Here is a 21801-nt window from a genome sequence, read left to right on the forward strand (position 1 = left end):
TTGACCGGTACTAATAGGCCGAGGACTTGACTACTAAGCTGCTACGCGTCCACTGTGCAACTCTGAACGAGCGAACACCCGTGAAATGTGTCCGGTGTTGTTTGATATGTTCATAGAGTTACGGCGGTCATGGCGGAGGGGAAACGCCCGGTTACATTCCGAACCCGGAAGCTAAGCCCTCCAGCGCCGATGGTACTGCACTCGTGAGGGTGTGGGAGAGTAGGACGCCGCCGGACAATCTTCCAGATAGGGCCACCCCGATACGGGGTGGCCCTATCTGCATATCCGCACCCTGAATCGACTCGACTTTCTTGAAATTGGGGTATCCACGAGCGCGGGACACCCCGGGCTAGGTTCGGGGTGTGGCTGACGTTCTGATACTGCTGGTGTTCGCCGGCTGCGTGGCGGCGATCCTGGGGATCCTCTGGTGGCTGGGAGCCCGTGTGCGTCGGCGCGGTGTCGGCGCCGAGGTCATGGGGCCGTTCGAGGAGATATGGCATCCGGCGGCGCATCGGTTCCGGACCGAGATTCGCGTGCAGGAGGCGCGCATGTTGCCAACGCCTCCCCAGGGCGGCCGGCCCAGTGGACAGGGCAGTGGTGGCGCCGCGGGCTGACCGCGACGTCAGGAGGGCTTCGGCCCGCAGACGTAGCGGGGTTCCGCGTCGTAGCGCCAGCTGAACTTCTCCCGCTTGACCACCTTGCCGCCCTTCTTGATGACTCGGTAGGCGTCCTGGGCGAACCCATTGATGCCGTTGGTCGCGATGCACGAGGGGCCGGGCTCGAGGTGGATCAGCTTCGGCGTGGTGATGTTGCGGCGGGGCCCGTACTCCGTCTTCACGCTGTCGTAGATCTTCGTGCTCCAGATCGACACGGTGATCGTGCTGGACGTGTACGAGGTGTCGATGAGTACCCCGTACTCGGTGTTGTTTCGGAATTTGAAGTCCAGGTGCGGCCAGATGATCGTCGACTCGATGACGGCCGGGTACCTGTCGAACCAGTACGAGTGCGGCTTGTGCTGGACGTCCTCCAGGCCGGCGTAGTACGTCGCGTTGAACAGCGTGGTGGTGAACTGTGAGATGCCGCCGCCGACGCCCGGCACCAACTTGCCGTCGAGGATCACCGGCGCGTCCAGGTAGCCCTGGGCGTAACCGCGTTCGCCGGTGTGACCGTTCAACGAGAACGTCTTCCCCGGCAGGACGACGGTGCCGTCCACCTGCCTCGCGATGGTCGCGATGTTCCGGCTGCGCGACGAGGCCATTCCGCCGGTGAAACGGGTGGTGAAGGTGGACACTCGTTCCTTGATGCCCAGGCCGGTCAGCTTCTCCGCGGTCAGCTCCGGTGGCGTCGGCTTCAGCTCGCCGGTCACCTCGCGGCCGTCCGACTTCGGCAGTACCGCCAGCAGGCCCTGAGCCAGGTTCGTCATGTCCAGTTGCTGACCGGGCCGCCCGTCGGTGGTGGTGGGCCGACCACCGGAGATGGTCATCGTGGCGTTCTTCGGCGGCACCTCGATGGCCGCCAGGTCGTCGCCGAGCGCCGCACGCAGCCGCTTCGCGTCCACCGACGGGGTCAGCTTGCCGGTCTTGTCGGCGGTGAACCGCAGGCTTCTCGCGATGGCGGCGGGTGAGATCCGCACCGAACCTTTTTCGGTACGCAGGGTGACCGGTGCGGCGACCGCCGGCTTGGCCAGCTCGGTGACCAGCCGGTCCAACTCCTCCGGTGTGGTCGCCGGGTGGCGCTCCACAAGTGGCACGGTGACCGGGGTGCCGGCCAGCCAGCCGGCGCGGACCACCTCGGCCGAGCGTTGGGGCTCCAGGGCCAGCCCCGGCTTGGGCTGCACGACCTTCGGCGTGACGCCCTGGTAGGTGATTGCCGGCATCGTCATCCCCTGGGCCTGGTTGCCGAGCACCCTACGTAGCGCGTCGTCCAACCGGTCGGCGTCGACGGTGACCACCGGGTCGACCGTGCGGGAGCCGACCAGGCGGCTGACCGGGTGCGCGTCGGCTGCGGCCGCTGCCGCGACGGTCGCCGGCACGTCGACGGCCAACCCCACGTCGGTCGGGTTGATATCGGCGGTCCGCCCGTCGACGGTGACCCGCAACGGACCGGCGAGGGCCGCCGCCCGCCGGTCGAGCTCCGCCCGCAACTCCCGATCGGCCTCGGCGCGGCTCCGGCCGCCCAGTTCGGTGCCGAGCACGCTGGTGCCGCGCGGAACGTCACCGGCGTAGGCCCAGGCTCCGGCACCCGCCACGGCGGCGAGGACGCCGCCGCCGACGCCGGCGGCGAGCAGCATCCGCACCCGGCGGGGGCGACTCGGGCGGCCCTCCGGTTCACCGGGGGCGGACACCGTCACCGGTCCGTCGTCCGGCCAGGTGACAGCGGTGACCTGCACGGTGGGCCGGTCGTCGGCGGGCGGACTCTTTTCGCCGTAGAGCGTCACTGCAACCTCGATCGCCAGGGTGCCGCGGCAGGTAACGCCCTCCCGCAGGCACCTACGGTAACGAATACCCGGCCGTCCTTCGGCTGCACCGGCCGGACACCGCTACCGCGTGTCGTCCGGTGTGTCGGCGGAGCACGGGGACGGACCACCCACGGAGGTACGGGGGTGGTGCCGGCGGCGGACCGCGGACGTGGCACGGTGGCCGGGTGGACACTGCGGAGCGGGTGTTGGCGTACGGCGGCGGTTGGCTGGACCGGGCGGGCCCCTTGCGCACCGATCCGACCCGGTTGAGCGCGTTGCTCGGCGAGCCGACAACCGTGGTGCTGGCGTTGTGGCGGGACCGCTGTCTCGTCGACGCGGACGGGCCGGTCCGGCTCACCGCGGAGCGGGCGTCCCTCGTCCGGTCCGCCGCGAGTGAGACGGTGTTCCTGGGGCTCGACGGGGACGTTGCCGTGTTCGCCGTGGACCTGTCCGCACTCCCCGAACGTGCCGCCACCGAGATGGCCGGTGCGGCGCGGACCGTCGACGTACGGGCACTGGTCGGGCGGCTCGACCCGGGCGACGCGGCCGTCCAGGCGTACGCCAGGGGTTTGTTGCACTGGCACCGGCAGCAGCGATTCTGCGGGACGTGCGGTGCGCCGGCCGTCGCCGATGGCGGCGGGCACATGCGCACCTGCACGGGTGAGGAGTGCGGGCGTCTTTTCTTCCCCCGGATCGAGCCGGCGATCATCGTGCTGGTCGAGGCACCCGGCCGGCCGGGGCGCTGCCTGCTGGCCCGGCACGCGGGTGCGGCCGAGGACGCGTTCTCGACGCTGGCCGGGTTCGTCGAGGTTGGCGAGAGCCTGGAGGACGCGGTCCGTCGGGAGATGGCCGAGGAGGCGGGCGTGACAGTCACCGATGTGACCTACCAGGGGTCGCAGGCGTGGCCGTTCCCCGCCGGCCTGATGGTGGGCTTCCGGGCCACCGCCGGTTCCGACGAGGTACGCGTCGACGGCGAGGAGTTGCTGGAGGCGCGCTGGTTCACCCGGGCGGAGCTGCGGGAGCGGGTGGCTTCCGGCCGTACCCTCGGGCGGGTGGACGCGATCGACCACCGCCTTCTCGAGGACTGGTTGGCCGCGGGGTCCTGACCTGCGGGGCTGACCGCTGCTTTACATTCGTTACATTATTGTAATCGGTCAATGTCCCATCACTTTCCGCAGCCAACCCCGTTGGCCGTGCCAGCTTTCGTGGCCTTTTGCCGGCTTCCGTCCGCGACCGCGTCGCCCCCGCCGTAACGCAGTGCTGCTGCTGGATGGGTCGCCTGTTACCGCCGAGTAGCCGGGGGGTTGTGAGCTACGCCTCAGAGGTGCACCATCAAGCCCGGTCATTACCCGCCGGTAACAGATGACGGGCCCCACGCAGAGCCGCCAGTTCGTCACCGGCGAGCCGTGCGCATCCACCTCGAGGAGGAACCCGTGCAGGATCGGTTGGACAATCAGGGTCGTACCCGGTGGCGGCGCTTCGCCGCCATGGCGGTGCCCGCCACGGCCGCCGCGGGCGCCATCCTGTTCGGAATGTCGACAGGCGCGATCGCGTCCGACATCACGGTCTCCGGCCAGACCTTCAAGATCGGCGCCGAGCGCCTGGAGGGCGACGGCTTCAAGCAGTACGGCGGCATCGTCCGCGAGAAGGGCAAGGACGGGAAGGCCGGCCAGGTCCACCCGATCGCGCTCTCCGAGATCAGCAGCGCCGAGCTGTACAGCCTGTGCCAGTCCGTCCGCGCCGACCTGCCGGGCCTGCCGGTGGTGCTCACCATCAACGCCGGCGAGGGCAAGGAGCCCGCCCGGGCCAAGGACCTGCTGATCGCGATGGACTCGTTGAACGGCAACGCCACCTTCACCAACATCAAGATCGGTCGGGACGCCACCGACCTGAACCCGACGGCGCAGGCCGGCTCGTTCGGCCAGAACTCCGACCACGTCACCATCACCAACCTGCAACAGGTGTCCCGCTACACCACGGCGGCGACGTTCAACCTGGTCGGGCTTCGGCTGAAGGTCAACGTGGGCGAAGACGCCAAGGGCAAGGAGTGCTTCTGAGGTGAGCCGAGGCCCGCGGCGCGCCACCGCCGCGGGTCCGGCCGGTGTCCCCGTTCCCGCGCGGCCAGGAGGAGTACGTGACAACCGCGAACCCGTCGCACGCCCGGCCCGGCGGTCCGGCTCAGGCGTGGCGGCACTTCCGCCGCTGGCGGCGCAGCCGACCGTTCACCGGCGGCCTGCTCACCGCCCTGGCCGGGCTGGAGATGTTTGCGTCCACCCGGATGACCCTCAACGGCCTCAGCTTCCACAGCGGGGCGAGCGGCCTGCTCTCGCTGCTGATCCCGGTCATCCTGGTGACCTGCGGTCTGCTGCTCTGGTTCACCCCGGCGCAGCGCCTGTTCTACTCGATCGTCGCGGCGGTCACCGCGGTCTACTCGCTGATCGGGCTCAACCTCGGCGGCTTCTTCGTCGGTCTGCTGCTCGGCATCGTCGGCAGCGCCCTCGCCTTCGCCTGGACGCCGACCAGTCCAGCACCGCTCACCGCCCCACAGCCCGACGTCGAGCAGGCCGACGTCGAGCAGGCCGACGTCGAGCAGGCCGACGCGGGGCAGCCCGACGCGGCGCGGGCCGGCACTGCGCGGTCTGATCGCCCGACGGCGGCGCCGGGGTCCGACGAGGGCCCGCCGCCCGAGTGGCCGGGACGTTCCACTGACTCTCGGCAGGCCTTTGGCATCACCCTCGTGGTGCTCGGCCTGGCCGCCGGTGGGCTGGCCGTCCAACCGCGAGCGGTGCGGGCGGCCCCGAGTCGGCCGGCGACGATCCTCTGTCCGACCCCGTCCCGGGATGCCAGCCCGTCGCCCAGCGCCAGCCCGGCCACGCCGACTCCGAGCCCGGACCGGGATGGCAACGTGCTCACCGACATCCTGGACGGAGTCGGCGATCTGCTCGGTGGCGGACGCCGTGGGGAGACCCCGTCGGCGTCGACCAGCCCGGCCGCCACGCCCGCCGCGCAACCAACCGGCACGCCGGCCGACCGGCCCGGCACCTGCCCGCCGCCGGCCCCGGGCGGGCCGGACACGCCCGCCAAGCCGGGCACGCCGGGCACGCCGGCCTCCGACGGGCCGGGCGCGCCGGACAAGCCGGGTGTGGTGGAGCCGGGTAAGCCGCTGCCGCGCATCGCCGCCGATCCAGCCCTGCCGACGGTGGCGCAGACGCCGTCCAAGCTCACCGGCACGTCGGTCCGGATGACCGGGCTGCGATTCGATGGAGTCACCGACCTGCACACCGTGAAAGGCGACCTCAAGGTGCTGAAGTTCAGCATGCGTGAGGCGGTCACCGCCGACTTCCTGCTCCGCGCCGACGGCCCGCAGGGGCGCAACCAGCGGTACGCGACCGACCGGCTGACCGTCAGCGGAAACGTGGCCTTCTACGCCACCCGGTTCGTTGGCCGGCTACTCGGTATCAAGATCACACTGACGCCGGATCTGCCACTGCCGGACGGCGTCCCGATCACCTCGCCCATCCCGATCACGTTCACCGATCCGGTCATCGACCTGGCGTACGTCACGAGTGACACGCTGACCGCCCGACCGGCGTTGGCGCTGACCCTCGGCTGAACGGGCACGGCGGGAAGCGCCGGCGGTACGTCGTACCGCCGGCGCTTGGAGCCTAGAGCCTAAAGCCGGGCCAGCGCCCGGCGCAGCGGGTCGAGACCCAGCGCGCCCAGGTCCAACGCCTGCCGGTGGAACTCCCGCAGGTCGAAGTCGGCGCCCTTGCGGGCCTTGGCGTCCTCGCGGGCCTGCAGCCAGATCCGCTCACCCACCTTGTACGACGGCGCCTGCCCCGGCCAGCCCAGGTAGCGGTTCAGCTCGAAGCGCAGGTTCTCGTCCGGAACCCGGCAGTGCGCCCGCATGAACTCCCAGCCCAGCTCGGGCGTCCACCGCTCGCCCGGGTGGAACCCGAAGGGGTTGTCCTTCGGGATCTCCAGCTCCAGGTGCATGCCGATGTCGACGATCACCCGCGCTGCGCGCATCGCCTGGCCGTCGAGCATGCCCAGTTTGTCGCCCGGGTCCTCCAGGTAGCCCAGCTCGTCCATCAGCCGCTCCGAGTAGAGCGCCCAGCCCTCGCCGTGCCCGGACACCCAGCAGAGCAGTCGCTGCCAGCGGTTGAGCAGGTCGGCACGGACAGCGGTCTGCCCCACCTGGAGATGGTGACCCGGCACGCCCTCGTGGTAGACCGTGGTCACCTCTCGCCAGGTGGAGAAGTCGGTGATGCCCTGCGGCACCGCCCACCACATCCGGCCCGGACGGGAGAAGTCCTCACTCGGGCCGGTGTAGTAGATGGCACCGTCGCTGGTCGGGGCGAGGCAGCACTCGATGCGGCGGACCTGCTCCGGAATGTCGAAGTGGGTGCCGTGCAACTCGGCGATCGCCTTGTCGGCCAGCGCCTGCATCCAGTCCCGGAACGCCTCCTTGCCCTGGATGGTCCGGGCCGGGTCGGCGTCCAGCTTGGCCACGGCCTCGTCGACCGTGGCACCGGAGCCGGCGATGCGCCCCGCGACGACGCGCATCTCCGCCTCCAGGCGGGCCAGCTCCGCGAAGCCCCAGGCGTACGTCTCGTCCAGGTCGACCTTGGCGCCGAGGAAGTACTGCGAGGCGAGCTCGTAGCGCTCCCGGCCGGCGGCCTGCTTGTCCCGCCCGTGCGGGGCCAACTCGGTACGCAGGAACTGGCCGAACTCGGCGGTCGCCGCGGTCGCCGCCGCCGCGCCCCGACGCAGCTCCGCGCCGAGCGAGCCCTCAGCGCCCAGCCGCTCGACCAGCCCGTGGAAGAAGTTGTCCTGGGTCGGGTCGACCCAGATGTCGCACTGCTTGGCGACCTCGACCAACTGCACCTTCGAGCTGACCTGACCGGCGGCGAGGGCCGCACGGAGAGTGACCTTGTAGTTGTCCAGTGCGCCGGCGAAGCCGTTGAGTCGGGCGGCGACGTTGGCCTGCTCGTCGCTGGTCGCGGTCGGCATCAGGTCGAACACCATGCGGATCTCGTGCAGCCCGCTCTCGATCACGCTGATTTCGCTCGTCGTCTGGCCCGCGTCGTACCGGGCCAGGTCCAGGCCGAGTCGTTCCTGCATGGCCTCCTTGGCGATCCGCTCGGACTCGGTCTGCGGCTCGGTCACCTCAAGCTCGCTGAGCGTCCGGCGGGTGAGGTCCGCGCGCGCCCGGTAACCCTCCGGCGAGAGGTCGTCGAGCTGGTCATCATGGCCGGCGATGCCGACGAAGGTCGCGCCGGTGGGGCTCAACGGCGCCCACTCGGCCACGTAACGGTTGGCGATTTCATCGATTCGTCCCACGCTGCGACCCTACGTGACCAACCCACCCCCGTGTCGATGACGTTTGTCGTGTTCAGGCCACTGAAGTGACGAGCGGCGCAACGTCCGAAAGGCGCGCGACTTTGTCGGTGGGTTCCGGCAGAGTGTCAGGGGTGACTGCCGATATCACTCCTGACAAGGCACCGGTTCGCACCTGGCTGCCGGGCTTCGTCGCCCTCGCCGCGATCTGGGGTTCCAGCTTCCTGTTCATCAAGGTCGGGGTGGCCGAGTTGCACCCGGTCCAGCTCACCCTCTACCGGGTCGTCGCTGGCGCGGTAACCCTGCTGATCGTCCTCGCCGTGCTGCGCGACCGGCTGCCCCGCGAGCCCCGGGTCTGGGGGCATCTCACAGTCGTCGCCGCGTTCGGCGTGGCCGTGCCGTTCACCCTGTTCGGCTACGGCGAGCAACGGGTCGAGTCGATGCTGGCCGGCATCTGGAACGCGACCACGCCCCTGATCGTGCTGCCGCTGGCGGTGCTGGTCTTCCGCACCGAGCGGCTGACCGTGCGCCGCGCGATCGGGCTCGGGCTCGGCTTCCTCGGGGTGCTGGTGGTGCTGGGAGTCTGGGAGGGCATCGGCGGGGCGCACTTCACCGGGCAGTTGATGTGCTTCGGCGCGGCCGCCTGCTACGGCGTCGCCATCCCGTACCAGAAGCGGTTCGTCGCCGGCAGCTCCTACTCCGGCCTGTCGTTGTCTGCCGCGCAGTTGCTGCTCGCGGCCGGGCAACTGGCAATCGTCACCCCGTTCGTCGCCGGGCTGCCGCCGCTGCCCACCGAACTGTCGGCGGGAGTGGTCGCCAGCGTGCTGACCCTGGGTGCGCTCGGCACGGGGCTCGCCTTCGTCATCAACATGCGCAACATCCGGGTGGCCGGCGCGAGCACCGCATCCACGGTCACGTACCTGATCCCGATCTTCGCGGTGCTGATCGGAGCCGTGGCGCTCGGCGAGCGGCTCAACTGGCACCAACCGGTCGGCGCGCTCATCGTGCTGCTGGGGGTCGCGGTCGCGCAGGGCGTGCTCGGCCGCCGGAAGCCACGCCCGGTGGTCGGCGTCAACGCTCCCGCCGAGCCCGCGGCCGCCCCCGAGTTCGCCGAGCCCGCCCGCCGCTGAGGGTCGCTGCCGAGTCGATCAAGGCCGAACCGTGCCTGAGACGTCGTGGTGGTCGGGGCCGCTGGTCGGGAGCGCTGGTCAGGGCCGTTTGCGCGTCCAGGCGACCAACTGTTCCGCCGGCCAGGTGTTGATCACCGAATCGGCGGGGACGCCGCAGAGGGCGGCCCGCTCACAGCCGAACCGCTGCCAGTCGAGCTGGCCGGGCGCGTGCGCGTCGGTGTTGATGGCGAAGCGGCAGCCGGCCTCCAGTGCGCGACGGATCAGGCGCTTCGGCGGATCCTGCCGCTCCGGCCGAGAGTTGATCTCGACGGCGGTGTCGTGCTCGGCGCAGGCGGCGAAGACGGCGTCCGCGTCGAAGTCGCTCTCCGCCCTGGTGCGGGCGCGGTGCCCCCGGTCGCCCGGACCGGTCACCCCGGCCGGGCGGGACGACACCATCCGGCCGGTGACGTGACCGAGGATGTCCAGGTGCGGGTTGGCGACCGCGGCCAGCATGCGGCGGGTCATCTTCGACCGCTCGTCCTTCAGGCCGCTGTGCACCGAGCCGACCACCACGTCCAACCGGGCCAGCAACTCGTCGTCCTGGTCGAGGGAGCCGTCGGCGAGGATGTCCACCTCGATGCCGGTGAGGATCCGGAACCCCTCCGGCAGTGCGGCGTTGACCTGCGCCACGTGGTCGAGCTGCCGACGCAGGCGCTCCGCGGTCAGCCCCCGGGCCACCGTCAGTCGGGGCGAGTGGTCGGTCAACACCAGGTACTCGTGGCCCAACTCCACCGCGGCCAGCGCCATCTCCTCGATGGGCGAGCCGCCGTCGGACCAGTCCGAGTGGGTGTGGCAGTCGCCCTTCAGGGCGGCGCGCAGCGCCGTGGCCTCGGCATCCAGGTCGCTGCCCTCGGTCGCCACCAGCCGGCGCAGGTAGACCGGTTCCTCGCCGGCCAGCGACTCCGCCACGCAGCGGGCCGTCACGTCGCCGACACCTGTCAACTCGGTGAGCGTGCCGTTGTCGGCCCGGGCGGCAACCTCGGTCGCCGGCAGACCCGCCAACGCCTTCGCCGCCGACCGGAACGCCCGTACCCGGTACGTGGCCTCGTTCGCGCGTTCGAGCAGGAACGCGATGCGACGCAGGTCGGCGATGGGATCCCTGGCGCCAGCCATGTCAGGGCGCCTTCGGGCAGCCGTGGTCGCGCTGCCAGGCGACGACCTCGGCGGCCGGGTCCCGATTGTCGCCACGCCGCCACGAATCCAGGTACCGCGCCGGCCAGAGCACACCGCGCCGGATCCACCAGCCGTCCTTGCCGGTGCACGGCGGCGAGATGCCGAAGTGCACGTGGCAGACGTTGTTGGCGTTGCCGGTGCGCCCCACCTTGCCGAGCTGTTGCCCGGCGCGGACCCGCACACCGGCGTCGACGCCGCTGGACACGACGCTCAGGTGCGAGCCGTAGTAACGCACCCCGTCGTCGCCGAGCAGGGACACCGACAGGCCGCCGTTGTCCGGGCCCTGCGGCCCACCTTTGGAGTACCTGTCGACCCGACTCACCTCCAGCACCTTCCCGTCGGTCACCGCGACGAACGACTCACCGCAGTCGGCGAACAGGTCCGTGGCGGGGTACGCCCCGTGCGTCGGGTGGTAGTCCACGTTGTCGGCGCGTACCGGAAAGACATGCTTCAGGCCGCTGCGAGGTGTCGTCGCCGACGGCCTGGCCGACGACGGCGCCGGGCGGGCCGGACCGGTCGCCGTCGGCGTCGGCGTTGCCGACGGCGACACCGGCTGATCGCCGGTCGCCCAAACCGCGGACGGCGTCGGCGGGGCGTCGCCGGTCGGCACCCCCGGCCGGGTGGTCGCGCAGCCGGCGGCCAGCACCGGGGCGAGAAGCAGCAGGATCGGGTACGCCGGACGCGCGCGGCGGCTGATCGTCGGCGAGGGCATCCAGTCATCCTGGCAGAGCCGGTACCGTGAGCACGAGCGGCACGCGTGAGGGAGGGCAGCGACGGTGACCATCGCCCGACCCGATCCTGGCCCGGATCCGGCTGTCGTCGCACAGCAGGTGGCGCGTACCCCCTCGGGGCTCTTCCCCGCCGGGCCACCGTCCCGCCCGACCTACCGCGAGCCGCACCCGGTGACCGGTGGCGGCGTCGCCGCCGGCGGGGCCGCGGCGACCGCCTGGCTGCTGCTGTTCGGCCTGCTCGGCACCGATGTGACAAGTTACGCGTGGTGGACGGTGCTGGCGGGCCTGCTGGCGTGGCTGACCGCGTTGGTGCTGATCCGCTACGGCGACCGCGGGGTCGCCACCGGGGTCGCCATCGTCACGGCGGGTGGCTGGAGCATCGCCGCCGCCGTGGTGACGGTCCGCTGGGCCACCAGCGGTGACTGGCCGCTGTGGTGATCGAGCCGTGGTGGTGATCGGGCGGCGGTGGACGACTGCGGCGCGTGCCCGGTTGGCTGCGTAGCGAACGCCGTCTTGACGTGGCCGCCGAGACTCGGCACGCTCGGCACCATGGCCTGGACCACCCCGCGACAGGAACCGGATCGCAGTCGCCGCCGCCTGCAGTTGCTGGCCGAGTTGGCGGGTGCCCGCGCGGTCCGACAGCGCAGCCGACCACAGCGGCAGCGCACCGAGCGTCTGCGCCAGCTCATCGCTACCCGCCGTCGCGTCGCCGGCTGATCCGACTTTGTCAGGAATGACCGACCCTTCGGGGCGTTGACGAGTCGCCTGCCGACCCGACCGGCTAACGTGCACGCGTAACGAGTCGACGCTGTGTCGAGGGCTATTGGGGGGACCGTGTCGTACTTCGCTGCGGCCGTGGTGCGTGACGACAGTGGCTGGACCGCCGCCGAGGTCAGCCTGCGTGGCGCCACCGACATCGACGAGGTTGCCGAGCGGCTGCGTGACGTCGACCAGGAGGCCGACGTGTCGCTGCTCTTCGTCGAGGCCGATGACGCGTACCTGGTGATCCTGCGTCTCGACGAGGGCGAGGATCTGCGGGTGTTCGGTTCGGACTCCGCGTACGCCGAGGAGTCGCCGCTGGGCGCGCTGCTGGTCGGTGACCTGAAGACCTCGGTCACCGGGCTCGACGGCGACGACGAGCCGCGCCCGTTGACCACCGGTGACGAGGAGAGCGAGCAGCCCGTCGTCGATCCGGAGGCCGATCCGGTGGGTGAGGCCGACCTGCTGGCCAATCTGGGCATCTCCGCGCAGAAGCTGCTGACCCTGTGCACGCACGAGGGGATGCTGCCGGCGGACGTCACCGCCGAGATCTGCCAGGTGCTCGGCTGTGCCGACGAGGTCGAGGAGTTGCGTGAGGTCTGAGCCGGCCGACGCGACCGACCCGGCTCTGGAGACGATCCGACCGGGGCAGCCGACTCCCGGTGCGGTGGGGCGTGCCGGACCGGGCGCCTCCGAGGGCCTGGCCGACCCGGGTGCGGTCGGCCGTCGGCAACGCCACGAGCTGTGGATGCGCCGTGCCCTGGAGGTCGCCGTCACCGGGGCTGACGACGCCGCGGCGGGCGCTACCGACGTGGACGACGTGCCGGTGGGTGCGGTGCTCTACGGGCCGGACGGGACCGAGTTGGCCAATGGGCGCAACGAACGGGAGCTGACCGGCGACCCCACCGCCCACGCCGAGGTGCTGGCCCTGCGCCGGGGTGCCGAGCGGGCCGGCCGGTGGCGGCTGGACGGCTGCACCCTGGTGGTCACCCTGGAACCGTGCACCATGTGCGCGGGGGCGCTGGTGCTGGCCCGGGTCTCCACAGTCGTCTTCGGCGCGTGGGAGCCCAAGACCGGCGCGGCCGGATCGCTCTGGGACGTGCTCCGCGACCGCCGGCTCAACCATCGACCCGAGGTCTACGGCGGCGTCCTGGAGGCCGAGACCGCCGCCGTCCTGCGCGCCTTCTTCCGCTGAGGTCGCCGGTCAGGCCACCGGCAGGCTGACCGTGACGATCAGGCCGCCCGCCGGGCGGGGCTGGGCGTCGACGGTGCCACCATGTGCGCGGGCCACCGCGCGGACGATCGACAGGCCCAGCCCGAAGCCCCGTGCCCCCGCAACCCGCTCCCGCGACAGCCGGCGGAACGGCTGGAACATCGTCTCGATGTCGTAGCCGGCGATCGCCGGGCCGGTGTTGGTCACCGTCAGGGTGGCCCGGCCGTCGTCGGACAGGCCGGTGCGCACCTCGACCCAGCCGTCGGCGGGCAGGTTGTGCCGCACCGCGTTCTCCACCAGGTTGACGGTGAGCCGTTCCACGAGCACCGGGTCGCCGCTGACCGGGGCCGGTGCGAGCGACCGACGTACCGGGACGTCCAGCGTCTGCCTCCCGGCCTGGTCGATGACGTGCGCGCAGACCTCGGCCAGGTCGATCGGCGTACGCTCGGTCAGCTCGTTCTCCGAGTCGGCCAGGGTCAGCAGGCCGTCGATCAGCCGCTCGTGCCGCTCGTTGATCGCCAGCAGCGACTCGCCCAGTCGACGCGTCTCCGCCGACGCCTCCGGGCGGGTGACCGCCAACTCCACCAGGGCCCGGTTGAGCGCCAGCGGGGTACGCAGCTCGTGCGAGGCGTTCGCCACGAACCGGCGCTGTCCGTCGAAGGAGCGGTCCAACCGTTCCAGCATCTCGTCGAACGTGTCGGCGAGTTCGCGTACCTCGTCGCGGGGGCCGGTGAGCGCGATCCGCTCGTGCAGGCCCCGGCCGGCGGTGTCCGCGCCGGCGATCCGCCGAGCCGTGTCGGTGACCTGGTGCAGCGGCTGCAACGCCCGGCCGGCGAGCAGCCAGCCGAAGGCGATCGCCACCGCCGACACCACGATCAACGCGATGCCGCCCTGGGTGAGCAGCGACTCCAGGGCGTTGCGCTTGGCCTCGTCCTGCGCCTGCTGGATCAGGTTGCGCAGGTTGTCGACGTTCTGCCCGCTGGGCGTCGTGGGGCTGGTCTTCGGCAGGTCCCGCAGGCTCACCCCGAACGGCTGCGGCATCCGCTGATCCACGAGCACGTACGTGACGGCCAGCAGGACCACGCCGGCCAGCAGGAAGAGCCCACCGTAGATGAGGGTGAGACGGGCACGGATGGTCAGGCGCTTCATCGGATCTGGTACCCCGTTCCGGGCACCGTCTCGATCACCGGCGGGTCGCCGAGCTTGCGGCGCAGCTTCATCACGGTGACCCGGACGACGTTGGTGAACGGGTCGATGTGCTCGTCCCAGGCACGTTCCAGCAGCTCCTCGGCGGAGACCACCGCGCCGTCGGCCCGCATCAGCTCGGCAAGCACCGCGAACTCCTTGCGGGACAGCGCCACGTGCCGGTCGTCGCGGCGTACCTCGTGGCGGGCCGGGTCGAGCTGGATGCCGGCGCGGCGCAGCGTCGGCGGTGCCGCCGGGCGGGCACGCCGGGTCAGCGCGTGCACCCGCGCCGACAGCTCGACCAGGGCGAACGGCTTGGTCAGGTAGTCGTCGGCACCGAGCGCCAACCCCGCCACCCGCTCCCGCACCGCCGCCGCCGCGGTCAGCATCAGGACCCGGGTCTCCCCGCCCGCGTCCACGATCGCCCGGCACACGTCGTCGCCGTGCACCACCGGCAGGTCCCGGTCCAGGACCACCACGGCGTACTCGTTGACAGCGAACCGCTCCAACGCGGCGTCACCGTCGTACGCCACGTCGACCGCGAACGACTCCCGACGCAGCCACTCCGCGATGGCGTCCGCCAACACGATCTCGTCCTCGACCACCAGCACTCTCACCCCTCCATCGTCCTCGGGGTGCGGTAACGGCGGCATAACCGCCGACGGTAACGCCGGGGATACGCCCGCTGCCGTGCACTGGGTGCCGACGTTCGACGAGTCACGTCGGACCCACAGCGGAGGTGGACACCATGCGACGACGGATCCTCGCGATACCTGTCCTGCTCGCCCTGGCGCTGGGCGGGTGCGGCGCGGGAGGCGACGACGACGGCGGTGTCGCGACCGCCGGTGGGGCGACGACAAGCGCCACGGCCAGCGGCGCGCCGGTCAGCGATTCGGACCGGCAGCTCGCCTTCGCCCGGTGCATGCGGGAGAACGGGGTGGACATGCCCGACCCGGAGGCCGGCGGCCGTCCCGGCTTCCGGTTCGGCGCGAACGTGGACCGGCAGAAGGTCCAGGCGGCCATGGAGAAGTGCCAGGACAAGCTGCCCAACGGCGGGCAGGGACCGCAGCTCAACCCCGAACAGGCCGAGCAGATGCGCACGCTGGCCAAGTGCATGCGGGAGAACGGGGTGCCGGACTTCCCGGACCCGGACGCCGACGGGCGAGTCCGGATCGGGGCGGGCGGCAACGCGATCGACATCGGCGACCCGGCCATGAAGGCCGCGATGGAGAAGTGCCGGCAGCACGCACCACAGTTCGGGGGCGGCCGGTGACCGGCGCCATCCGACGCGCACGGCTGCGCGCCGCCGTCATCGGCGGCGTCGTCCTGCTGGTCGCCGCCGTGGGCGTGACCGCCGCGGTGGGCTTCGGTGGCGGCGCAGACCGCGCCGAGGCCGGCAACGCGGCGCCGGCCACCGCGACAGTCACCCGGCAGACCCTCGCCGACTCGGAGACCGCCGACGGTGAGCTGGGGTACGGCCCGACGCGTACCGCCTCGGCGAAGCTCAGCGGCACCATCACCGCGTTGCCGGCGACCGGGTCGACGGTGCGCCGAGGCCAGGCGCTCTACTCGGTCGACAACGAGGAGGTGGTGCTCCTCTACGGCGGGCTGCCCGCGTACCGGACCCTCGCCCCAGGGGTGGAGGGTGCCGACGTCGCGCAGTTCGAACGGAACCTCAGGGCGCTGGGCTACAGCGGGTTCACCGTCGACGACGAGTACACCGGTTCCACCGCCGACGCCGTGCGGGACTGGCAGGAGGACCTCGGCCTGGCCGAGACCGGACGGGTCGAGCCGGGGCGGATCGTCTACGCCGACCGGGAGGTCCGGGTGGAGAGCCACCAGGCGGACGTCGGTGATCTCACGAAACCGGGCCAGGCGGTGCTCGCCTACACCGGCACCAGCCGCCTGGTCACCGTCGAGTTGGACGTGGACGACCAGCGGCTGGCCAAGCGCGACGCGAAGGTCAGCGTCAAGCTGCCGGACGGCCGGGCCGTGGCGGGCACGGTCAGCACGATCGAGACAGTCATCCAGGCCGGTGCCGCCGAAGCCAACGGCCAGTCCGGCGACGCCGAGACGAAGATCGAGGTGACAGTCGCGGTCGCCGATCCGAAGGCCCTCACCGGCTTCGACCAGGCCAGCGTCGACGTCGTGTTCACCGCCGCGGAGCGCCGGGATGTGCTCACCGTGCCGGTGTCGGCGCTTCTCGCGCTCGCCGAGGGCGGTTACGGCGTCCAGGTCGCCGAGGGGGAGGCGAGCCGGGTCGTCGCCGTGACCACGGGGCTGTTCGCCGACGGCCGGGTGGAGGTCACCGGCGCGGACATCACCGAGGGTACGACCGTGGTGGTGCCGACATGACCGGCGAGGTGATAGTGCTCGACCGGGTCAGCAAACGGTACGCCGGCGACGTCGTCGCGTTGGACGACGTGTCGCTGCGGATCGGCTACGGCGAGCTGGTGGCGATCGTCGGCCCGTCCGGGTCGGGCAAGTCGACGATGCTGCACCTGATCGGCACCCTGGACCGGCCGTCGTCGGGCAGCGTGCTCGTCGACGGGTACGACGCGGCGAAGTTGACCGACCGGGAGCTGTCGGCCCTGCGGGCCAGCCGGATCGGCTTCGTCTTCCAGCAGTTCCACCTGGCCCCCGGCGTCCCGATCGTGGACAACGTGGCCGACGGCCTGCTCTACTCCGGCGTACCCCTGCGGAGGCGGCGCGAACGCGCCCAGGCCGCGCTGGTCCGGGTTGGCCTGGGCCACCGGCTCGGGCACCGGCCGCACGAGCTGTCCGGCGGGGAACGGCAGCGGGTGGCCGTGGCGCGGGCGGTGGTCGGCGAGCCGGCGGTGCTGCTGGCCGACGAGCCGACCGGCAACCTGGACTCCGCGTCCGGTGCCGGGGTGCTGGAGTTGCTGCACGAGCTGCACCGGGCCGGTACCACCGTCGTGGTGATCACCCACGACCGGGAGATCGCGGCGGGCCTGCCCCGGCAGGTGCGGATGCGCGACGGCGCGGTGCGGCACGACTCGGCCCGCACGCCCGGTGGGGTCGGCTGATGGCGACGTCGACTCTCACTCCGGCCCGGATGGGGCCGGGTGACGTCCTGCGGGTCGGTGGGGTGGGGCTGCGCACCCGTCCACTGCGGGCGTTCCTCTCCGCGTTGGGCATCGCCATCGGTATCGCCGCGATGATCGCGGTCGTCGGGATCTCGTCGTCGTCCCGCGCGGAACTGGACCGGGCGCTCGACGCGCTCGGCACCAACCTGCTCACCGTCGAGCCGGGCAGCACCCTGTTCGGGGCGGACGCCCAACTGCCCGAGGAGTCGATCGCGATGATCGGGCGGATCGGCCCGGTGACCGAGGTGTCCGCGACCGGGCAGGTCCCCGACGCCAAGGTCTACCGTTCGGATCGGATCCCGGCCGCGGAGACCGGCGGCATCGCCACCCGCGCCGCCCGGCTGGACCTGCTGGGCACCGTCGGGGCCGAGCTGACCAGTGGTACCTGGCTCAACGAGGCGACCGCCCACTACCCGGCGGTGGTGCTCGGTGCCACCGCCGCGCAACGGCTCGGGATCACCGTGGCCGACCCGCAGGTGCAGGTGTGGCTGGGTGGACGGGCGTTCACCGTGGTCGGCATCCTCGCCGCCGCACCACTCGCCCCGGAGTTGGACACCTCGGCGTTGGTCGGCTGGCCGGCGGCGGGCGACTACCTGGGCTTCGACGGGCACCCGACCACCGTCTACACCCGGGCTCGTGAGTCGCAGGTCGAGGCGGTCCGGTCGGTGCTCGGCGCGACCGCCAACCCGGCGGCGCCGAACGAGGTCGAGGTGTCCCGTCCCTCGGACGCGCTGGCCGCCGCCGAGGCGACCGACGACGCGTTCACCGGGCTGTTGCTGGGCCTGGGCGCGGTCGCGCTGCTGGTCGGTGGGGTCGGCGTGGCGAACACCATGGTGATCTCGGTGTTGGAGCGGCGGGCCGAGATCGGCCTGCGTCGCTCGCTCGGCGCCACCCGCGGTCAGGTGCGGACCCAGTTCCTCGCCGAGTCGCTGCTGCTCTCCGCGCTGGGCGGGATCGGCGGGGTGCTGCTGGGTGTCCTGGTCACCTCGGGGTACGCGTTCTCCCAGGACTGGCCGACAGTGGTGCCGGCCTGGGCGATGCTCGGCGGGGTGGGCGCGACCCTGGTCATCGGCGGTTTCGCGGGCCTCTACCCGGCGGTGCGCGCCGCCCGCCTCGCGCCGACGGAGGCGCTGGCCGCCGTCTGACTGGTCTGCCACCCGGCCAGCGTGCCGGTCGGGCCGGCGTGGTGCCGGTCGTGCCCGCGTGCCGGTCGTGCCCGCGTGGCGGTCGTGCCCGCGTGGCGCGGCGCGGGTTGGGTTGTCGTAGCGGCTGGCCGGCGCGGGCTGGCTACATGCGGAAGAGCGTGATGACTGTGGGGCATCAATATGCCGCACAGTCATCACGCTCTTCGCGGTGACAGGTGTCCGACGGGTCAGGCGATGATCGTGTCGAGGGCGATCTCGACCATCTGGCTGAAGGTCTGCTCCCGCTCCTCGGAGGTGGTCTTCTCGCCGGTCTTGATGTGGTCGCTGACGGTCAACACGGTCAGCGCGCGGGCCTTGAACCGGGCGGCGATCGTGTAGAGCGCCGCCGACTCCATCTCCACCGCCAGCACGCCGTAGTCGGCGAGGGTGTCGTAGAGGTCCGGCCGGTCGGTGTAGAAGGCGTCCGCCGCCAGGATCGGTCCGACGTGCATGCTGATGCCGCGCCGCTCGGCCACCTCCACCGAGGTACGCAGCAGCCCGAAGTCGGCCACCGGGGCGTAGTCGATCAACCCGTCGAAGCGCATCCGGTTCATGTTCGAGTCGGTGGACGACCCGATCGCGGCCACCACGTCCCGCAGTTGCAGGTCGGTGCTGAGGGCGCCGCAGGAGCCGACCCGGATCAGCGTCTTCACGCCGTACTCGTTGATCAACTCGTGGGCGTAGATGGAGGCGGACGGCATGCCCATGCCGGAGCCCTGGACGGAAACCTCGACACCGTTCCAGCGGCCGGTGAAGCCCAGCATGCCCCGGACCGTCGAGTAGCAGGTAGCGCCCTCGAGGTAGGTCTCCGCGATCCACTTGGCCCGCAGGGGGTCGCCCGGCATCAGGACCCGCTCGGCGATCTCGCCCGGCTTCGCGCCGATGTGCGTACTCATGGCAAAGATCCTGCCAGGCCGGCATGGGCGATACCGGTTCGGCGTCGGAACCGGTGGTCCTGTACCCTCGTCGGCGGTGGCGTGTCCGAGCGGCCTAAGGAGCACGCCTCGAAAGCGTGTGAGGGTTAACGCCCTCCGAGGGTTCAAATCCCTCCGCCACCGCTCTGAAGTGCCAGAACGCCCGGCAGATCCGCGAGGATCGGCCGGGCGTTCTCGGTAGGTGCCGGTGGCGTTCCCCGGCTGCGGCGCTGTCAGGCGACCGAGAAGGTGACGGTGCCGGAGTAGGCGCCCGCGACGGCGGTCAGCGGGATCTGGACCGAGACGACGGGGTCCCAGGTCGCCGAGTTGTTGCCGATGCCGTTGGTGAGGGTGAACGCCGTCCGTTCGACGTTGATGATCTCCGCGTCGTTGGCGGTGGGCTGGCCCGAGGTGAAGGTGCCGATACCGCTGGTGGCGGTGGCGGGCCCCGACCAGCAGGAGACGTTGGTGTTGGAGATCGTGTGCACCGGGATGCCGCTGGTGACGAAGTCCGTCGCGACGACGGTGGCGGTCCAGGTCGGCGCGGACAGCAGGCGCTCGTCCGTCACCGTGACCGGGCCCAGGTTGCCCGACACGACTCCGCCGAGATTGGCGCTGCCCAGGTCGGCTGTCGTCGGTGCGCTGATCGACAGCTCCCCGGGTACGGCGCAGGTCGATTGGGTGATCGTGGCGGTGTCCATGGTGACCGCGCCGTTGATGGCGAGGGTGCGGCCGTCCACCTCGAGCGCCGCGCCCACGGTGATCGAGGTGAAGGCCAACAGGTTGCCGCGCAGCGTGGAGTTGGCGCCGAGCGTGGCGGAGCTGCCGACCTGCCAGAAGACGTTGCACGCCTGGGCGCCGTTGGCCAGGTTCACCGTGCTCGACGCGCCCGTGATGAGCGTGCTGGTGGTCTTGAAGATGAAGACCGCGTTCGGGTCGCCCTCCGCGTCGAGGGTCAGATCGCCGGTGATGTTGAAGGTGCCCGCCACGGATTCGTACACCCCGGTGGTCTTGGTGGTCCCACCGAGCTGGTCCGAGACGACCTCGGTGGTCGTCCGCCCGACGGCGTCGTTGTAGGCGATGGCCAGATCGCTCTGGCCGGCGACGGCGGCGGCGTCGTTGGAGTGCAGTGATCCGTTCAGCTGGCCCGGAGGAAAGCCGGTCACCGCCGTGCCCGGGCTCACGCCGATGTCGCCGTTGACCGTGCTGAGCCCAGTGCTGGTGACCGTCGTGCCGGCGAGGACCGCGAAGTTGGCGGCGGCACCCAGCGGCACCGGCAGCTCGGCCGCACTCGCGCCCCGTGGCATGGCCAGCACGGCCAAGGCAGTGATCGCGCCCACCAGGGTCAGGGCAGACGCCACCCGGGACATCCCGGTGATCCGGCGGGACGTGTCCGTGCTGCTGAAGATCGCCATGTTTCCTCGGGACGCGTGATGATTAAAAGCCTCTTAAAGCCTCATGTTGGCATAGCAGACCACAAAACGGACTTGATCCGTCAATGTTCCAGAAGCTCCGCCACTCCGGCGAGCAGGCGTTGCAGGCCGAACTCGAAGAGGCTGTCGACGTTGAGATCGATCTCCGATCGGGACAGCCGCGCCAGGTGCGGGAACTCACCGGCGGTGAACAGGCCGGCCAACACCTCGGCCTGGGTCACCATCCACTCGTCATCGGTCAGACCGGTGTCCTGTTCCGCCTCGGCCCCCTGTTGTAGGTTCACCGCCGTGCCGCGTACGTGGTTGGCGAGAGTCGCCACCAGATGGAGCTGGGTGTGGTGGTCCAGGCCGTGCCCGGCGACGGCGCGCAGAGCCCATTCGGTGTGCGCGACGGCGTGCGGCGCCAGCAGCGGACGGGTCACCGAGATCACCTGGGCCAGCCAGGGATGCCGGCGGTAGATCGACCACTGGAGCCGGCAGAGCAACTCCAACTGGGCTCGCCACCCGGCCGGGAACGTGCGGGGCAGACGCTGGGCCGCGAAGGCGGCGTCCGCCATCAGCAGCAGAAGCTGCTCCTTGCCTCGGACCTGCCGATACAACGACATGGTCGGCACGTCCAGCTCGGTGGCGATGCGCCGCATGCTCAGCCCGGCCAACCCCTCGGCGTCGGCGATCTCGGTGGCGGTGCACACCACCTGGTCGCGGGTCACCCCGCGGGCCGGCCGTTGACGTGCGTCGCCCCGCGCGGACCGACCGGCCGGCGTCGACTCGGGGCCGGTCACCACCATGCCCACGCCGGGCACCGCCCGGACCAGTTCCTCCTGGCGGAGCAGGGTGAGCGCCCGGCTCGCGGTCGCCATGGCGACCCCCCACTCCCGAACGATCTGGCGGGTGGACGGCACCCGGTCGCCGGGGCCCAGCTCGCCCACCGCGATGCGCCGCCGCAACTCCCCGACGATGCGCAGATAGGGAGGAGTGGAGTCGTCGATCTCGGTCACGGTGCCCCTCCCGGCGGTCGGAAATGACCGTAGCGCACTAGAGCGCCGACGGTCGCCCCGTCGATGGTCGCCGGTCGCAGGGCTCGGCGTACTAGAGCTCTCTGGGCGAACGATTGACGGATCGGCATGCTCACCAC

22 protein-coding genes, 1 tRNA gene and 1 rRNA gene are annotated in these 21801 nt (G+C 71.4%); 15 read left to right on the forward strand and 9 right to left on the reverse strand.

Annotation, left to right across the window (positions count from 1 at the left end):
- Nucleotides 1-119: 119 nt before the first annotated feature.
- Nucleotides 120-236 (forward strand): 5S ribosomal RNA (gene rrf, locus AB0B57_RS26510).
- Between the two features lie 126 nt (nucleotides 237-362).
- A complete protein-coding gene (locus AB0B57_RS26515; protein ID WP_357075259.1) occupies nucleotides 363-614 on the forward strand; it encodes a hypothetical protein in 252 nt (83 codons plus the stop codon).
- A gap of 8 nt (nucleotides 615-622) precedes the next feature.
- Here the strand turns inward: AB0B57_RS26515 and AB0B57_RS26520 are convergent, their stop codons facing one another.
- A complete protein-coding gene (locus AB0B57_RS26520) occupies nucleotides 623-2437 on the reverse strand; it encodes a VanW family protein (RefSeq protein WP_357075262.1) in 1815 nt (604 codons plus the stop codon).
- A gap of 206 nt (nucleotides 2438-2643) precedes the next feature.
- Here AB0B57_RS26520 and nudC point away from each other — a divergent pair, with 206 nt between their 5' ends.
- The 3 genes from nudC to AB0B57_RS26535 all read left to right on the forward strand — a co-directional run bounded on the left by nudC (nucleotide 2644) and on the right by AB0B57_RS26535 (nucleotide 6071).
- Nucleotides 2644-3564: an NAD(+) diphosphatase gene (gene nudC, locus AB0B57_RS26525; RefSeq protein WP_357075265.1), complete on the forward strand. Its 921-nt coding sequence runs from the start codon at nucleotides 2644-2646 to the stop codon at nucleotides 3562-3564.
- A 327-nt stretch (nucleotides 3565-3891) separates the two neighbouring features.
- Nucleotides 3892-4515, forward strand: coding sequence for a DUF6230 family protein (locus AB0B57_RS26530; RefSeq protein ID WP_357075269.1), 624 nt, complete (start codon nucleotides 3892-3894; stop codon nucleotides 4513-4515).
- A 77-nt stretch (nucleotides 4516-4592) separates the two neighbouring features.
- On the forward strand, nucleotides 4593-6071 hold the full coding sequence (locus AB0B57_RS26535) for a DUF6114 domain-containing protein (RefSeq protein WP_357075272.1): 1479 nt from the start codon (nucleotides 4593-4595) through the stop codon (nucleotides 6069-6071).
- 59 nt (nucleotides 6072-6130) lie between these two features.
- Here the strand turns inward: AB0B57_RS26535 and AB0B57_RS26540 are convergent, their stop codons facing one another.
- Nucleotides 6131-7801 (reverse strand): DUF885 domain-containing protein, encoded by a 1671-nt coding sequence (locus tag AB0B57_RS26540; protein WP_357075275.1) that lies wholly within the window; start codon nucleotides 7799-7801, stop codon nucleotides 6131-6133.
- A gap of 131 nt (nucleotides 7802-7932) precedes the next feature.
- Between AB0B57_RS26540 and AB0B57_RS26545 the strand changes: the two genes are divergently transcribed.
- Entirely contained in the window at nucleotides 7933-8928 is a 996-nt protein-coding gene (locus AB0B57_RS26545; protein ID WP_357075278.1) for a DMT family transporter, read from the forward strand.
- 78 nt (nucleotides 8929-9006) lie between these two features.
- Here AB0B57_RS26545 and AB0B57_RS26550 read toward each other — a convergent pair whose 3' ends face one another.
- Together AB0B57_RS26550 and AB0B57_RS26555 are read right to left on the reverse strand one after the other, a co-directional pair.
- Nucleotides 9007-10080 carry a PHP domain-containing protein gene (locus tag AB0B57_RS26550; RefSeq protein WP_357075281.1) on the reverse strand — a complete coding sequence of 358 codons (1074 nt, stop codon included), beginning with the start codon at nucleotides 10078-10080 and terminating at the stop codon, nucleotides 9007-9009.
- A 1-nt stretch (nucleotide 10081) separates the two neighbouring features.
- Nucleotides 10082-10852, reverse strand: coding sequence for a peptidoglycan DD-metalloendopeptidase family protein (locus AB0B57_RS26555; RefSeq protein ID WP_357075284.1), 771 nt, complete (start codon nucleotides 10850-10852; stop codon nucleotides 10082-10084).
- Nucleotides 10853-10922: 70 nt separating this feature from the next.
- On the opposite strand from AB0B57_RS26555, the gene AB0B57_RS26560 reads away from it, so the two are divergent.
- From AB0B57_RS26560 to AB0B57_RS26575, 4 genes are all read left to right on the forward strand, one after another.
- On the forward strand, nucleotides 10923-11309 hold the full coding sequence (locus AB0B57_RS26560) for a hypothetical protein (RefSeq protein ID WP_357075576.1): 387 nt from the start codon (nucleotides 10923-10925) through the stop codon (nucleotides 11307-11309).
- Nucleotides 11310-11420: 111 nt separating this feature from the next.
- A complete protein-coding gene (locus tag AB0B57_RS26565; protein ID WP_357075287.1) occupies nucleotides 11421-11588 on the forward strand; it encodes a hypothetical protein in 168 nt (55 codons plus the stop codon).
- A 117-nt stretch (nucleotides 11589-11705) separates the two neighbouring features.
- Nucleotides 11706-12233, forward strand: coding sequence for a tRNA adenosine deaminase-associated protein (locus tag AB0B57_RS26570; RefSeq protein ID WP_357075290.1), 528 nt, complete (start codon nucleotides 11706-11708; stop codon nucleotides 12231-12233).
- 145 nt (nucleotides 12234-12378) lie between these two features.
- Complete coding sequence (locus AB0B57_RS26575) at nucleotides 12379-12825, forward strand: nucleoside deaminase (RefSeq protein ID WP_357075579.1); 447 nt, start codon at nucleotides 12379-12381, stop codon at nucleotides 12823-12825.
- A gap of 9 nt (nucleotides 12826-12834) precedes the next feature.
- On the opposite strand, the gene AB0B57_RS26580 is transcribed toward AB0B57_RS26575, so the two are convergent.
- Nucleotides 12835-13992: a HAMP domain-containing sensor histidine kinase gene (locus tag AB0B57_RS26580; RefSeq protein WP_357075293.1), complete on the reverse strand. Its 1158-nt coding sequence runs from the start codon at nucleotides 13990-13992 to the stop codon at nucleotides 12835-12837.
- The gene (locus tag AB0B57_RS26585) at nucleotides 13989-14645 is read right to left on the reverse strand and encodes a response regulator transcription factor (RefSeq protein WP_357075296.1); all 657 of its coding nucleotides are present in this window, start codon (nucleotides 14643-14645) and stop codon (nucleotides 13989-13991) included. The genes AB0B57_RS26580 and AB0B57_RS26585 overlap by 4 nt, the downstream gene beginning before the upstream one ends.
- 131 nt (nucleotides 14646-14776) lie before the next feature.
- On the opposite strand from AB0B57_RS26585, the gene AB0B57_RS26590 reads away from it, so the two are divergent.
- Genes AB0B57_RS26590 through AB0B57_RS26605 form a run of 4 tightly spaced genes read left to right on the forward strand, consistent with a single transcriptional unit; the run spans nucleotide 14777 to nucleotide 18280 of the window.
- Nucleotides 14777-15301 (forward strand): hypothetical protein, encoded by a 525-nt coding sequence (locus AB0B57_RS26590; RefSeq protein WP_357075298.1) that lies wholly within the window; start codon nucleotides 14777-14779, stop codon nucleotides 15299-15301.
- Nucleotides 15298-16383: a peptidoglycan-binding domain-containing protein gene (locus AB0B57_RS26595; RefSeq protein ID WP_357075301.1), complete on the forward strand. Its 1086-nt coding sequence runs from the start codon at nucleotides 15298-15300 to the stop codon at nucleotides 16381-16383. Before AB0B57_RS26590 ends, AB0B57_RS26595 begins: the two co-directional genes overlap by 4 nt.
- Nucleotides 16380-17075, forward strand: coding sequence for an ABC transporter ATP-binding protein (locus tag AB0B57_RS26600; RefSeq protein ID WP_357075304.1), 696 nt, complete (start codon nucleotides 16380-16382; stop codon nucleotides 17073-17075). The genes AB0B57_RS26595 and AB0B57_RS26600 overlap by 4 nt, the downstream gene beginning before the upstream one ends.
- A complete protein-coding gene (locus AB0B57_RS26605; protein ID WP_357075307.1) occupies nucleotides 17075-18280 on the forward strand; it encodes an ABC transporter permease in 1206 nt (401 codons plus the stop codon). The genes AB0B57_RS26600 and AB0B57_RS26605 overlap by 1 nt, the downstream gene beginning before the upstream one ends.
- A 227-nt stretch (nucleotides 18281-18507) precedes the next feature.
- Here the strand turns inward: AB0B57_RS26605 and deoD are convergent, their stop codons facing one another.
- On the reverse strand, nucleotides 18508-19215 hold the full coding sequence (gene deoD, locus AB0B57_RS26610) for a purine-nucleoside phosphorylase (RefSeq protein ID WP_030328147.1): 708 nt from the start codon (nucleotides 19213-19215) through the stop codon (nucleotides 18508-18510).
- 75 nt (nucleotides 19216-19290) lie between these two features.
- Here deoD and AB0B57_RS26615 point away from each other — a divergent pair.
- Nucleotides 19291-19377: transfer RNA gene (locus AB0B57_RS26615), tRNA-Ser, on the forward strand.
- A gap of 89 nt (nucleotides 19378-19466) precedes the next feature.
- Here the strand turns inward: AB0B57_RS26615 and AB0B57_RS26620 are convergent.
- Complete coding sequence (locus AB0B57_RS26620) at nucleotides 19467-20648, reverse strand: ice-binding family protein (RefSeq protein ID WP_357075310.1); 1182 nt, start codon at nucleotides 20646-20648, stop codon at nucleotides 19467-19469.
- 80 nt (nucleotides 20649-20728) lie between these two features.
- Nucleotides 20729-21664 (reverse strand): TetR/AcrR family transcriptional regulator C-terminal domain-containing protein, encoded by a 936-nt coding sequence (locus AB0B57_RS26625; RefSeq protein ID WP_357075313.1) that lies wholly within the window; start codon nucleotides 21662-21664, stop codon nucleotides 20729-20731.
- Nucleotides 21665-21801: the final 137 nt, after the last annotated feature.

This window comes from Micromonospora sp. NPDC049101 (genome assembly GCF_040648675.1).
Classification (GTDB): Bacteria; Actinomycetota; Actinomycetes; order Mycobacteriales; family Micromonosporaceae; genus Micromonospora.